Origin of the sequence: Bradyrhizobium sp. SK17 (genome assembly GCF_002831585.1) — a bacterium.
Lineage (GTDB): Bacteria > Pseudomonadota > Alphaproteobacteria > Rhizobiales > Xanthobacteraceae > Bradyrhizobium.
The window spans coordinates 2647887-2661440 of the sequence record NZ_CP025113.1 but is presented as its reverse complement, the minus strand read 5'-3'; the positions used below and the strand labels follow the sequence as shown (position 1 = coordinate 2661440).

The following is a 13554-nucleotide window of genomic DNA, read 5'->3' as shown; positions in this document are numbered from 1 at the left end:
CATCTCTCCCCTTGTGGAAGAGGTGAGGAACGCGGTGCCCTCAATGCATCCGCCCATGGGCGCGCAGAAACGTCTCGCCGGTTGCCGTCACCGTCACCCGCATACCCTCGACCGAGGGACGGCGCGCGACGTAGCCGCGGTCGACCGCGTCCTCCCAGATCGTCAGCCGCGGGCATGAAGTGCGCCAGACCTCGAGCACGTCAGCATAAGGCCGCGGTTCGCGCGCGACCCATTCCACGAGGTCGAGCACCAGGGCGTCTGTATTCTCGGTCATCTGGTCCTCTCCGGTAATTCCGCTCCGACTTCCCCTTCTCCCCGCTTGCGGGGAGAAGGTCGGGATGAGGGGGAGTCTCAGCAAGGGAGGTTGCAGTGAGACTCGCGGAGGCTCCCCCTCACCCGGCGCTTCGCGCCGACCTCTCCCCGCAAGCGGGGCGAGGTGACACACCATCGCGCTCGGATTTGATACAAGCCGTCACCGCCATTTCTGCGCCGCTTGGCCTCGACAGGCAAACTGAGTTATCTTGCCCTTGCATCAGCTTTCCTGAGGGTTCATGCGGCGCCTGCTCTTTCTCAACGGCATCAAGGCATTCGAGGCCGCGGCGCGCACCGGCAGCTTCGCGGCTGCCGGCCACGAGCTCAACGTCTCCGCCGCCGCGATCAGCCGGATGGTGCACCTGCTGGAGGAACGGCTCGGCGTCGCGCTGTTCGAGCGCAAGGCCAACCGCCTCGTCACCACGCCTGCCGGCCGCGCCTATCAGAGCGGGCTGACCCCGATCTTCGATGCGCTGGCGAGCCTCACTGCGCAGGTCACGGCGTCGGCGAGCACACGCGTCCTGACCGTCGGCGTCGGCCCGACCTTCGCGATGAAGTGGATGATCCCGCATCTCGCCGAGTTCCGCAAAGCCGAGCCCGACATCGAGGTCCGGATCACGACCGGCGGCATGGCTGTGCCGTTCGCCGACGACTGGAGCTGCGGCATCCAGCTCGGCGACGGCGAATGGCCGGGCCTGGTCGCCGAACCGCTGTTCGCCGCGGACCTGATGCCAGTGTGCACGGCGCGGCTCGCCAACGGCTTGAAGCGCCCCGCCGACCTGAAGGGACCAAGCCTGATCCGCGTCGCGCATTCGCCCGATGACTGGCCGTCCTGGCTGAAGGCCGCCGGCGTGCCGCGGCTGACCGCGCGCGGGCCGGAATTCCAGTTCTACGGCCAGGCGCTACAGGCCGCGAGCGACGGGCTCGGCATCGCGATGGGGATCCGGCCGTACATCGACGACGATCTCGCCGCCGGCCGGCTGGTGGCGCCGTTTGCGCTCAGCGTGCCGAAGGGCATGCGCTGGTATCTGGTCTATCGCGGCTTCCACGCCGAGCAGCGCGATTTCGCCGCGTTCCGGCGCTGGATCATCCGCGCTGCGACGGAACCGGCGATGCAGCGACACAACACGTCACATTCAAAGGTATTGAGATGACACCAATTCTCTCTTAGGTTGAATGACTTCCATTCCAGTCATTTCATCACGGAGAGATTGCCATGGCACGGTCCCCCAAACCAGGTTGAGCCAGCCGTTGTTCCAGGAGCCGACCTTCGGCGAAAACGGCCCCTCGCACGATCCGACCGCATTTTCAGTTTCGCACCCCAGCGACAGCGCGATCTACAAGCAGATCGGCGATCTCGCGAAGAAGAAAGTGGTTGCGGTTCCGCCGTCCCGCCAGGCGCCGCAGGACATCTACAGTCTTGCGTCGGCCTATGGGGGGATCGGACCGCAGGTCATCGATCAGATCAACAAGGCCAAGAGCATTTCATTCCACGCTTTCGGCGATTCCGGCGCCTCGAATGCGCGTAAATATTTCAACGAGTTGCGCGTCGCGGATCAGGTCACGCTCGACAGCGCGTCGGCCCGCGGCCAGCATGAGCCGGCGGCCTTTCTGTTTCACCTCGGCGACGTCGTCTACAATTTCGGCGAGGCGGCCTATTACTACGACCAGTTTTACGAACCGTTCCGCAACTACCCGGCGCCGATCTTCGCCATCCCCGGCAATCACGACTCGTTCATCGTGCCGGGCACCAAGCCGGACGCGGTACCGCTGACCACGTTCCAGCGCAATTTCTGCTCGCCTGCGACCGTCATCACGCCGGAGGCCGGTTCGCTGCACCGGACCGCGATGACTCAGCCCGGCGTCTACTTCACGCTGGATGCGCCGTTCGTGCGGATCATCGGATTGTTCAGCAACGCGCTGGAGGACCCCGGCGTGATCTCCAACCTCAGCAAGAAATGGCCTGACGTCTCCAATATCCAGATCGATTTCCTGCGCGCGCAGCTCAACCGCATCAAGCAGGAGAAGTACGCAGGCGCCGTCATCATCGCGATGCACCACCCGCCATTCAGCTACTCACCCAAATCGAAGAGCGATGGGACCGGCGGCAATCACGGTTGCAGCACCGAAATGTGGGCGGAGATCGATACGATCTGCCACGAGGTCGGGGTCTATCCCCACGCCGTGCTGTCCGGCCACGCCCACAACTACCAGCGCTACACGCGCCTGATGGCGTTCGACAAGTTCAAGGAGATCGGCGTGCCCTTCATCGTCTGCGGCGACGGCGGCCACAACGTCAATCCGCTGGTCATGCCGCGTCGTGGCGAGCCGGCCCAGGAGCCCAATGCCGGCTCCGACGTCACCTATCTGGAGGGCCCCAAGCCGGTCGCCAAGGTCCACAAGCTGATCCTCGCCAAATACGACGACCACAATTACGGCTACCTGCGCATCGACGTCGACAAGCAATATCTCAAGATCGGCTTCCACCAGGTCGGTGTTCGGTCGCTGGCGCAATCGCGCTTCGACATGGTCACCGTTCGCCTCGCCGACCGGCATCTGGTGGCGAACTGATCAGCGGCGAACGCCCGGTCCCTGACAGCGGGATCGGGCGTCTGCCCGCGCGATGCTGGCCTGCATCGTACGTTTGGGCCATGATCCGCCGGTGCTGGAGCAACGGATCGATACGCTGGTGATCGGTGGCGGTCAGGCCGGGCTCACCATGAGCCACCGGCTGAAGCAGCGCGGCATCGACCATCTGGTGCTGGAGCGGGGACGGATCGCGGAGCGCTGGCGCAGCGAACGCTGGGACGGCTTGATGTTCCAGTTTCCGAACTGGTCGGTGCGGCTGCCGGAGTTCGCGTTTCCGCACCGCGATCCCGATGGCTTCTCCGCCACCGCCGACATCATTGCCTTCATCGAGGATTACGCTGCCTTCGTCGCACCGCCGATCCGTTGCGGCGTCGAGGTCTTGAGGCTGCGCCGTGACGCCGCCGGTTTCCTGGCCGAGATTGCCGGCGGCAACATCGCCGCCCGCAACGTCGTCATCGCCACCGGCCCCTATCAGCGGCCGCTGCGGCCCGCACTGCTGGACGAGCATCCCGGGCTGTTCCAGGTTCACGCCAGCAGCTACAAAAATCCCGCGCAACTGCCCGAGGGCGCGGTGCTGGTGGTAGGTGCCGGCGCCTCGGGCGCACAGATCGCCGAGGAGTTGATGCGCGCCGGCCGCCGCGTCTTCCTTTCGGTCGGGCGTCATAACCGCCTGCCGCGCCGCTACCGCGGCCGCGACCTGTTCTGGTGGCTGGCCGAGATGGGCATCGACCAGACTCCGATCGAGCAGCGCGGCCCGTCACGCCTGCTGCCGGTGATTTCCGGCGCCTATGGCGGCCACACCGTGGATTTCCGCCGCTTCGCCGCCGACGGCGTGACGCTGCTCGGCCGCGTGGCGGCGGCGCATGAGGGTGTGCTCGAGATTACGCCCGACCTCGTCACCAACATCGCCAACGGCGATGCCTACTACGATACATTCCTCGGGATCGTCGACGACTTCGTTACGGCACGCGGCCTCGACCATCCCGGCGATCCCCTGGCGCGGCGCCGCCTGCCCGACCCGCCGTGCCTCGCGGCGCCGCTGCGCGCGGTCGACCTTGGCGCCGAACGGATCGGCAGCGTGATCTGGGCGACCGGCTACGGCCTCGATCTGAACTGGATCGACATACCGCTGGTTGATGCAGACGGCGCACCACGACACCGTCACGGCGTCTCCGACGTGCCGGGCCTGTATTTCCTCGGCCTGCAATGGCTGTCGAAGATGAAATCCTCATTCCTGTCGGGCGTAGGCGACGACGCGGCCGCGCTCGCCGATCACATTGCGGCCCGCAGCTAGCACGCTTTCGTGCAGTCCACCTGAAGAAGCCGCGGTAAAACAAAAAATCGGAACTGCTTTGCACCGCGGAAATAAACCGCGAGATTTGTGATCTGGTTCACATTTGGCCCCGCGTGCCCGTGCTCTCGTTCGAGAGGGGCATTTCGAGGTCGCGCATGATCTACGGCGGTTTTGAGATCAGGTCGTTCGAGGTGGGGAAGGGGCAATGGCACGCCAGGGTTCAACGGGTCGATCAAAGGCCGGTCGTCATCGATGGCATGCCGTTTCCGACGCTCGACATCGGCTTTGCGTGGTCCGATCCGGATGCGGCGATCGCCGACGCGAAGAGAGCCATCGACCGGCTCCCGCACTGACATGGCATGACAATGCCGGCGGCCGCAGCGTCGGCGTGACCGGCAATGTCGTGGTCGCGATCGTCCCGCAATGCGAGCCGGATCCGATCTGGCCGCCGCAAGTCCGAACCGTTTGCCCGGAATGTGCCGCCCAGCTCTCGCTGCTGCGCGTGATTCCCGGCCGCGCCGCCGAATACTGGACCATGCGCTGCGACGGCTGCGGCAGCATCCATCTCGACATCGTCGACCTGCCGCGGGCGTGACGACGGCGCCGCGCTGCTGACTGCTCCCGCCAACGGACGGCCAAATCGAACGCTCAGCTTTCCGAGTGAGAGCGGAGCCCTGATCTGTTAGGTTGTGGCCGGGGACGGCGATGGTCGCCGTCCTGCAATCGAGAGGGGATGGCTATGAAGATTGTTGCGCTTCTCGCGACCGTACCCGTTATCGGCTTGCTGTCGATCTCAAGCTCGCCGGCACAGGCCGCCGAATTCAAATGCAGCAGCAGCGTCGGCTTCTATATGGCGCCGCAGCCTTGCGCCAAACGCTACGCCGTCAACTACGACGCCTGCCGAAAATGGCTGATCGACCATGGCGAGAATTCGGGGACCGCGTTCTGGTACTGCACGAGCCAGGGTTACACGAAATAGGCCGGTCCTTCGCGACGGAGGCTGCCGCAACCGGCGGCCTCTCGCGCGCACGCCCTGCTGACACCCTGCTGTCAGCAGCCTCGCCGGTGCGCGATTCCGGGCGCCATTTGCCCTTTTCTCGCTGCCGGACTCGTCCCATATTCGGGGCATGGCGAAGACACCGAACACTCCGAAAAAGCCCGGCAAAACCCCAAAATCCAAGGCACACCGTCCTGAGGTCCAACCGATCGGACCGGCGCTGGCCGAACTGCTCAATCCCGCAATCAATCGCGGCGATGCCGGCATGGGTTCGGGGACCGGCTTGCAGCCGCCGCCGGACAATTCCTGGGATCGCCGCGCCGGGGGCGAGGCCGCCGCGCATCGCGCGCGGGCCTCGACGCGCGAGACCGGCGAGACTGTCGCCAAGCGCGACGCCGCGGGCCTCGAGGAGGCGCCGCAGGCCAATTACGGCACCTCGGCCACCATCCCGACCCTCGATCCGGAACTGGCGCGGCAGCTCGGCCTGCCGACCGCCGAGGATGACGACGAGGCACTGGCCCGCCCGCCGCGCAGCAAGATGGAGGCACTCGGCGTCAAGGCCACCGCCGACGCGCTGGAAAACCTGATCCGCGACGGCCGTCCCGAGTTCCGCAAGGACGACGGCTCGATGCGGGTGTGGACCCCGCACCGGCCGCCGCGCCCGGAAAAGTCCGAAGGCGGCGTGCGCTTCGAGCTCAAGTCCGCCTACGAGCCCAAGGGCGACCAGCCGACCGCGATCGCCGAACTGGTCGAAGGCATCAACCGCAACGACCGCACCCAGGTGCTGCTCGGCGTCACCGGCTCGGGCAAGACCTACACCATGGCGCAGGTGATCGAGGCGACGCAGCGCCCGGCGCTGATCCTGGCACCGAACAAGACGCTGGCCGCCCAGCTCTATGGCGAGTTCAAGAGCTTCTTCCCCGACAACGCGGTCGAGTATTTCGTCTCGTACTACGACTACTACCAGCCGGAAGCCTACGTTCCGCGTACCGACACCTATATCGAGAAGGATTCCTCGATCAACGAGCAGATCGACCGCATGCGCCACTCGGCGACGCGTGCGCTGCTGGAGCGCGACGACGTCATCATCGTCGCTTCGGTGTCCTGCATCTACGGTATCGGCTCGGTCGAGACCTACACCGCGATGACCTTCGCGCTGAAGAAGGGCGAGCGGATCGACCAGCGGCAATTGATCGCCGACCTGGTGGCGCTGCAATACAAGCGCACCCAGGCCGACTTCACCCGCGGCACCTTCCGCGTCCGCGGCGACGTCATCGACATCTTCCCGGCGCACTATGAGGATCGCGCCTGGCGCGTGAACCTGTTCGGCGACACCATCGAGACCATCGAGGAGTTCGATCCGCTCACCGGCCACAAGCAGGACGAGCTCGAATTCATCAAGATGTACGCCAATTCGCACTATGTGACACCGCGCCCGACCTTGGTGCAGGCAATCAAGTCGATCAAGTCTGAATTGAAGATGCGGCTCGACCAGCTCAACGATCAGGGCCGCCTGCTCGAAGCGCAGCGGCTCGAGCAGCGCACCACCTTCGACCTCGAGATGATGGAGGCGACAGGAAGCTGCGCCGGCATCGAGAACTATTCGCGCTACCTCACCGGCCGCCGTCCCGGCGAGCCGCCGCCGACGCTGTTCGAATATGTCCCCGACAACGCGCTGGTGTTCGCCGACGAGAGCCACGTCACCGTGCCGCAGATCGGCGGCATGTTCCGCGGCGACTTCCGCCGCAAGGCGACGCTCGCCGAATACGGCTTCCGCCTGCCCTCCTGCATGGACAACCGCCCGCTCCGCTTCGAGGAATGGGACATGATGCGGCCGCAGACGGTCGCGGTGTCGGCGACGCCGAGCGGCTGGGAGCTCAACGAAAGTGGCGGCGTGTTCGTCGAGCAGGTGATCCGCCCGACCGGCCTCATCGATCCCCCCGTGGACATCCGCCCGGCCCGCACCCAGGTCGACGACCTCGTCGGCGAGGTGCGCGCGACCGCCGCGGCCGGCTATCGCTCGCTGATCACGGTGCTGACCAAGCGGATGGCCGAGGACCTGACCGAATATCTGCATGAGCAGGGCATCCGCGTCCGCTACATGCACTCCGATATCGACACCATCGAGCGCATCGAGATCATCCGGGATCTCCGCCTCGGCGCGTTCGACGCGCTGGTCGGCATCAATCTGTTGCGCGAAGGCCTCGACATTCCGGAATGCGCGCTGGTCGCGATCCTCGACGCCGACAAGGAAGGTTTCCTGCGTAGCGAGACCTCGCTGATCCAGACCATCGGCCGCGCCGCGCGCAACGTCGACGGCAAGGTGATCCTCTACGCCGACCAGATGACCGGCTCGATGGAGCGCGCGATGGCCGAGACCACGCGGCGCCGCGAGAAGCAGGTCGAATACAACGAAGCCCACGGCATCACGCCGGAGAGCGTCAAGAAGTCGATCGGCGACATCCTCAACTCGGTCTATGAGCGCGACCACGTGCTGGTCGAGATCGGCGACGGCGGCATGGCCGACGACGTGATCTCGATCGGGCACAATTTCGAGGCCGTGCTGAGCGACCTCGAAACGCGAATGCGCGAGGCCGCCGCCGACCTGAACTTCGAGGAAGCCGCCCGCCTGCGCGACGAGGTCAAGCGGCTGCGTGCCACCGAGATGGCCGTGGTCGACGACCCCACCGCCAAGCAGCGCAACGTGCAGAAGCAGGCCGGCGCCTATGCCGGCACCAGGAAGTACGGCGATGCCGCCAACCTCCCGGTCGCCGCGCTGAAGAACAAGTCGGCGCAGACCTCGCTCAAGGCAAGCCGCGGTGGCGGCAAGTCAGGCTCGCGGGTGCACAAGCCCGACCTCGACGAGATGCACGGCCCGGAATCGCTGCCATTCCGCCCCGGCGGCGCGCTGCCGGCCAAACCGTTCGGCACCACCAGCCGCATCATCCAGCCAACCGACTCGCGGCAGTCGGGCCCGGAGTTCGGCCCGTCGGCACGGTCGAGCGGCGGCGCGCCCGGCAAGCGCGGCGGATGGAAGAAGAGGTAGAGCATGATCCGGACCCGAAGGGCCGCGTTAGCGCAAAGTGCGAAGCGGTTTTCCGAAGAGACCATGCTCAAACAAATATGACACGCGCCGAGCTTGTCGCCTTCCTGCGGAAGCATCGGCTTGCGGTGGCCAGCACGATCCACGACGGCGCGCCACAGGCCGCCGTCGTCGGTATCGGCATCAGTGACGACCTCGAGATCATCTTCGACACGCTGACCACCTCGCGCAAATACCAGAACTTGCGCACAAACCCTCGCGCCGCGCTGGTGATCGGCTGGGACGCCGAGCAGACCGCGCAGGTCGAGGGCGTAGCCGACTTTCCGACCGGCACGGAGCTGTATGCGTGCAAGCAAGTGTATTTCGCCGCGTGGCCGGACGGGCCCGAGCGCGAAGCGTGGCCGAATATCGGTTATGTACGGGTTCGGCCGCGCTGGGTGAGGTTCAGCGATTTTGGCGCGGCGCCGGTCAGGATCGAGGAAATGACGCTATCATCAACAGCGTCGTCCTAGATCATTCCCTCAGAATCGCAGTTGCGATTGGCGCCCTCTGCCTCGTCACGCGACAGCGAACCCCGGATGATAACTGACATCCCCCTGCGGCGGATCGCCCTTCAGCACGCGGCGCTGGAAGTATCGGCTCGCTTCGCCGCCATAGGTGAGCGCGGGATCGCTGACGAAGCCGAAGCGTCCGTAATAGGCGGGATCGCCGAGCGCGACGCAACCCTCCGCGCCCAGTGCCGCAAGCCGGTCCAGGCCCCTGCGGATCAATGCGCCGCCGATGCCCTGGCGCTGCAATTCGGGCGTCACCGACACCGGACCGAGGCCGTACCAGCGCCCGGCCGCCCGATCGATCTGCACCGGCGAGAAGGCAGCGTGGCCGACGATGCGTCCGTCGTCGGCGGTCGCCACCAGCGAGAGCGTCAGCGCGCCGGCCTGGCGCAACGCCGCGACGATGCGGGCCTCGGTGCCGCTGGCGTGCGGCGCGTCGGCGAAGGCGGCGGCCGTGAGCTCGCCGATCGCGGCGGCGTCCTCGGGGTGTTCGTCCCTGATCTGCATGCGAGCAGATAAGGCCGATCAGCGGGGAAGTGCAAGCTCAGCGGAGGCTGGCGACTGCGACTGCCAGCAGCGACATCGTGATCATCGTGGTCATCAGTTGCAGCGAGACCGTCGGCTGGCTTCGCCACTGCGCGACCTTCTCGGAGACGGACAGGCTGGCGTCGAAGAAGACAGGCGCATGGACATGCACGAAGCGCTTCGGGAATTTCGCGCCGAGCCATGGCGTGAGCGCGGCGTAGACCAGCGACGCCAGCACGACATAGACCGCGGCGCCGCCGCGTTCGCCGACGATTTCCGGGGCGCCCATCACCTTCAGCACCAGCGCGGCGGCGGCAAACGTCGGCAGGCCTTGCAGGACAGCGGTGAGCGCAAAGCCTTCGAGCCGGTTCTGCGCGGATGATTTCGGTGCGGCGATGGCGTTCATGGCGGCGATCCCTGGTTCAGGTCATCGGACGATCCGATGCCGCCAAGTTAGCCGCGAGAGATCGTTCACGACGTGATGCGGGTCACGCCTGGAGAACGCGATCGCAGAGCGAACCGGGCTTCCACGGGTGATGGCACCGCGCTGTCTGGCATCTTGAAGCGAGAACCATCCACCGACGTCGTCCTGGCGAATGCCAGGACCCATTACCCCAAATGTGCATTTGTCGCGCGGCGCCGGGGCCGCGGGTCCCGTTCACAATCGAAGGCGGTGGTTATGGGTCCTGGCTTTCGCCAGGACGACAGCGGAGGACTTGGCAGCTCTGCCTTACCCCGAGCGCCGGTTGCTGGTGTTCTGGGTCAGGTTGCCGTGCGCGGCCTGCTCGCGGATATTGTGCTTCTCGTCGTCGCGATGGCCCTTGGTGGTATCGAGGGGAACGCCTGGGGTGCTGCCGGGGCCCTTATGGCTCTTGTTGTCGTCGGGAACGGGCTGGATGGTCTTGGTCCTTGGTTTCGTCATCATCGTCTCCGTTACGCAAGGAGACAACGCCGCCCCCGCGGGCGGCGTTCCCGGAATGTGACTCCACATTCCCGGTGCGACGTCACGACTGATCCTACAGCTTCTCCTGCTGCGAGGGTTGCGCCTGTTGCTGCTGCTGTTGCTCGCGCACCTGCTTGGCGTGATGGCGGCCATAGAGACAGCCGGCGGCGGCGCCGAGCATGCCGTGATGGCCGGCATAATGACCGGCGACACCGCCGACGATTGCGCCCTTGATGCAGCCCTTGGCATCGGCGGGCGATGTGGCGGCAAGCGCGGTGACGGCAATGGCGGTAACGAGAAGAATTGATTTCATGATGCGGCTCCAATCGAATTGCGCCGCATCAACGGCCGAGCCACCCCACAGGTTCCCGAGCCGAGGCCACAGAAATTGCTGCGCGGCCGTCACGATCATGCTCTAAATGCCGCGGCATTGCGGACAGCGTTCTTGATATCATGCAGAGATCACCGATCGCCCTCTTCCTGGCCCGCCTCGCGCCGGCGCTTTGCGCGGCGATCGCGTTGATATCGGGGGCCCGGCCTTCGCGCAGGACAGCGACCGCGCGCTGCTCGCGACATTCTGTGCCGGCGCCAACATCACGGGATCGACCTGCACGCGGGCAAGATCCTATCCCGACGGCCGTGCCTGCGACGTCAAATTGACCAAGGAGCGCTACGCCGGGCGCTTCCTCGCCGCCGGCCATGCGCTGCTGGTGGTCAATTATGAAAGCGAATGCGAGCCGCACGCGACCGATTTCGGCGGCGTTGCGCTGTTCGAGCAGACCGGCAGGGCCACCCGCTTCATCCGCTTCCTGCCGGGCGCGCAGGGCCACGATTGCATCGTCCTGCCCAGGGACGAGCAGCAGGACGCGCTGGTCTGCCTGGTCGGCCACATGGGCCAGGGCATCGTCGAAAGCGCGGTGACGCGGATGGCATTCTCGCGCAAGTCCGGCAAGCGGATCGAGATCGCGCCGGACTTCCTGCTCCGCGCCGAGGATGCGGTCAGCGCCTATGGCTCCAATGTCGTGATGTGCAACGAGGGACCGAAATATTTCGGCCTCTCCAACCTCGCCGCGGGTCCGCGCCGCGACAGCGTCGCGGTCGATGTCGACTACGCCGACGACGCGACCATCCGCAGCGCCTGCGGCGAAGGCTTCCCAAAGCCGAAGGAGCTCTATCACGACCTCCTCGCCGGCGAGGCCTTCGTGCCGCCCGGCTACGAGAAGAAGCGGCGGTTCGTCATCGACCTCGTCACCGGCAAGGTCGCGCCATCGGATTAGCGGAAGTTCGACACCCGCAACGGCGCCATTCAGCGATCAGTTCAGCCTCTTGCCGCCGTCGGTGACGCCGTCGAGGAACGCACCGGTCTCGCGATTGAGAAACTCGACATCCGCCGGAAAGAAACCGCCGGCCGAGGCGTGGCCGGTCACGCTGCCCGGGCTGATCGTCCTGATGGTCACGGAGGGGATGTTCTTGCCCATCTCGTTCGGCTCGAACTCGGGATTGAGCAGGTCCTTGGTGCCGGTCAGGATCAGCGTCTTCGCCTTGATCGAGGCCAGCGCCTTCGCGGTGTCGCCACCGAAGCCTTGAGTGGTTCCGACATCGTGCCGGTCATAGGCCCAGCTCTGGTAGATCCAGTCATTGGCGTCGAACAGCTTCCACAGCGCGCTCTCCTGCTCGGCCATCCAGGGCAGCACGTCGGGGCCGGACTTGAACTGGCCGACATACATGTCGGGCGTGCGCGCCGCGAGCAGCGCGACGATGTCGCGGAACAGCCGCAGGCCCTTCTCCGGCGCCGCCTCGTAATTGCCGTCCTTCCACGCCGGATCGTTCATGATCGCCTTGCGCGAGGCCTCCATTACCGCGACCGACCACGCCGGCGTCTTGGCCAGCGGCACCATCGCGACCAGCGCGTCCATGTAGCCGGGATGGCTGACGCCCCATTGCAGCGCCTGCATGCCGCCCATCGAGGGCCCGACCACCGCCACGACATGGTCGATGCCGAGCTTCTCCTTCATCAGCCGATACTGCGATTCCACCATGTCGCGAATGACGAATTTCGGGAACTGCATCCGCGGCTGCGCCTTCGAATTGCTCGGTGAGGTCGTCAGCCCGTTGCCGATCGCATCGGTGCAGACGATGAAATATTTGTCGGTGTCGAGCGCCTTGCCGGGGCCGATCATGAAATCGAGCCGGTGATGATTGCCCGAGATCGCGGTCACCATCAGGATGGCGTTGGACTTCCTCGCATTCAGCGTGCCGTGGGTGACGTAGGAGATCGAGAAATCCTTGATCGCCTCACCGCTTTCGAGCTTGAGGTCGCCTTCATTGTAGAGCTGGTGCGGCGGCTGCTGCGGGGTGTGGGCGAGCACCGGCGCCATCGCCGGGCATGCGAGCAGCGCCAGAACGGTGGCGAATGTGGTGATGCGCTTCATTGGTCTCTCCCCATGGCGGCGGCTTTGTTTGGCCGCCTTCCGCCACCAAGCATACGAGCCGCCGGTTCCACGGCAAGGCCGAGCGCGACGCGACATCCCGCGCCCACGCCCCACGATACACGCGCTGGTTGCTGAACCATTTCCACTCTGGCGCGTCAAACATGTGTTTGATTATGCAACGCTTGGGTTCACTATGCGGGCCAGCGAGAGTCGGATGGAACCGGCGGAGTCGAATATGGGCGAGGACTTGAACCGGCAACGCGTGTTGAACTTCCTCGACGTCTATTATGCCGGCGGCATCGAGGGTGCGCTGGAGCGCTGCAGCGACGACGTCGCGTTTCTCGCCAACGCCCCTATCGACATCCTGCCGCATATGGGCCAGCACCGCGGCAAGGCCGCGCTGCGCCAGATGTGGACCACGATCCACGAGCGCTATTCCGACATGCGTTACGAGGCGCCGACCGTGGTGGCCGAAGGCGACAAGGTCGCGGCGCAGCTCCGCGTGTTCTTCCGCAAGCGCAACAACAGCCGCGTGGTGCAGTTCGACGTCGCGGTGTTCTACACCCTGCGCGACGGCAAGATCACCGAGATCCGCGAGATCATCGACACCTTCGACCTGGTCCAGCAGGTGCTGGAGCGCGACATCGCGGCGGCGCTGACCGGGCAGACCGTTTCCTAGATCGGGATGAAGTCAGGTTCAATCGGTTCGGCCACGAACGCGATTCACCTCTCCCTTGGGAGAGCTGAACGACGCCGCGTCAGGCCAATTTGATCAAGACTCAACTCGCTCTAGCCTTCTCTGCGCGCGCCGTGCGAATTCGCCAGCGCGCGTTGAACCTCGATGGCGCGGCGCTGACCTATCACACAG

16 protein-coding genes are annotated in these 13554 nt (G+C 65.5%); 10 read left to right on the top strand and 6 right to left on the bottom strand.

The window, feature by feature from the left end; translation table 11 throughout:
- Positions 1-40: 40 nt before the first annotated feature.
- Entirely contained in the window at positions 41-274 is a 234-nt protein-coding gene (locus tag CWS35_RS12410) for a hypothetical protein (RefSeq protein WP_100952038.1), read from the bottom strand.
- Between the two features lie 277 nt (positions 275-551).
- Between CWS35_RS12410 and CWS35_RS12405 the strand changes: the two genes are divergently transcribed.
- The 8 genes from CWS35_RS12405 to CWS35_RS12370 all read left to right on the top strand — a co-directional run bounded on the left by CWS35_RS12405 (position 552) and on the right by CWS35_RS12370 (position 8747).
- Positions 552-1466 carry a LysR substrate-binding domain-containing protein gene (locus CWS35_RS12405; protein WP_100952037.1) on the top strand — a complete coding sequence of 305 codons (915 nt, stop codon included), beginning with the start codon at positions 552-554 and terminating at the stop codon, positions 1464-1466.
- Between the two features lie 85 nt (positions 1467-1551).
- A complete protein-coding gene (locus tag CWS35_RS12400; protein ID WP_157817132.1) occupies positions 1552-2883 on the top strand; it encodes a metallophosphoesterase in 1332 nt (443 codons plus the stop codon).
- A gap of 91 nt (positions 2884-2974) precedes the next feature.
- Complete coding sequence (locus CWS35_RS12395; RefSeq protein ID WP_100956284.1) at positions 2975-4195, top strand: NAD(P)-binding domain-containing protein; 1221 nt, start codon at positions 2975-2977, stop codon at positions 4193-4195.
- Positions 4196-4350: 155 nt separating this feature from the next.
- Positions 4351-4548 (top strand): hypothetical protein, encoded by a 198-nt coding sequence (locus CWS35_RS12390; protein WP_029880069.1) that lies wholly within the window; start codon positions 4351-4353, stop codon positions 4546-4548.
- A gap of 35 nt (positions 4549-4583) precedes the next feature.
- Complete coding sequence (locus tag CWS35_RS12385) at positions 4584-4790, top strand: hypothetical protein (protein ID WP_024584451.1); 207 nt, start codon at positions 4584-4586, stop codon at positions 4788-4790.
- Between the two features lie 138 nt (positions 4791-4928).
- Entirely contained in the window at positions 4929-5174 is a 246-nt protein-coding gene (locus CWS35_RS12380; RefSeq protein WP_244442317.1) for a hypothetical protein, read from the top strand.
- Between the two features lie 148 nt (positions 5175-5322).
- Positions 5323-8238 carry an excinuclease ABC subunit UvrB gene (gene uvrB / locus CWS35_RS12375; protein WP_043855065.1) on the top strand — a complete coding sequence of 972 codons (2916 nt, stop codon included), beginning with the start codon at positions 5323-5325 and terminating at the stop codon, positions 8236-8238.
- 77 nt (positions 8239-8315) lie between these two features.
- A complete protein-coding gene (locus tag CWS35_RS12370; RefSeq protein ID WP_100952035.1) occupies positions 8316-8747 on the top strand; it encodes a pyridoxamine 5'-phosphate oxidase family protein in 432 nt (143 codons plus the stop codon).
- Positions 8748-8792: 45 nt separating this feature from the next.
- Here CWS35_RS12370 and CWS35_RS12365 read toward each other — a convergent pair whose 3' ends face one another.
- The 4 genes from CWS35_RS12365 to CWS35_RS12350 form a co-directional block, all read right to left on the bottom strand.
- Positions 8793-9293 (bottom strand): GNAT family N-acetyltransferase, encoded by a 501-nt coding sequence (locus CWS35_RS12365; RefSeq protein WP_100952034.1) that lies wholly within the window; start codon positions 9291-9293, stop codon positions 8793-8795.
- 37 nt (positions 9294-9330) lie between these two features.
- The gene (locus tag CWS35_RS12360) at positions 9331-9717 is read right to left on the bottom strand and encodes a hypothetical protein (protein WP_100952033.1); all 387 of its coding nucleotides are present in this window, start codon (positions 9715-9717) and stop codon (positions 9331-9333) included.
- Positions 9718-10041: 324 nt separating this feature from the next.
- Positions 10042-10233 carry a hypothetical protein gene (locus CWS35_RS12355; RefSeq protein ID WP_244442319.1) on the bottom strand — a complete coding sequence of 64 codons (192 nt, stop codon included), beginning with the start codon at positions 10231-10233 and terminating at the stop codon, positions 10042-10044.
- A 94-nt stretch (positions 10234-10327) separates the two neighbouring features.
- Positions 10328-10567: a hypothetical protein gene (locus CWS35_RS12350; protein WP_024584458.1), complete on the bottom strand. Its 240-nt coding sequence runs from the start codon at positions 10565-10567 to the stop codon at positions 10328-10330.
- Positions 10568-10757: 190 nt separating this feature from the next.
- Here CWS35_RS12350 and CWS35_RS12345 point away from each other — a divergent pair, with 190 nt between their 5' ends.
- Positions 10758-11531, top strand: coding sequence for a hypothetical protein (locus CWS35_RS12345; protein ID WP_100952032.1), 774 nt, complete (start codon positions 10758-10760; stop codon positions 11529-11531).
- 36 nt (positions 11532-11567) lie between these two features.
- Here the strand turns inward: CWS35_RS12345 and CWS35_RS12340 are convergent, their stop codons facing one another.
- The gene (locus tag CWS35_RS12340; protein ID WP_100952031.1) at positions 11568-12686 is read right to left on the bottom strand and encodes an alpha/beta fold hydrolase; all 1119 of its coding nucleotides are present in this window, start codon (positions 12684-12686) and stop codon (positions 11568-11570) included.
- Positions 12687-12921: 235 nt separating this feature from the next.
- On the opposite strand from CWS35_RS12340, the gene CWS35_RS12335 reads away from it, so the two are divergent.
- Positions 12922-13365: a nuclear transport factor 2 family protein gene (locus CWS35_RS12335; RefSeq protein WP_024584461.1), complete on the top strand. Its 444-nt coding sequence runs from the start codon at positions 12922-12924 to the stop codon at positions 13363-13365.
- Positions 13366-13554: the final 189 nt, after the last annotated feature.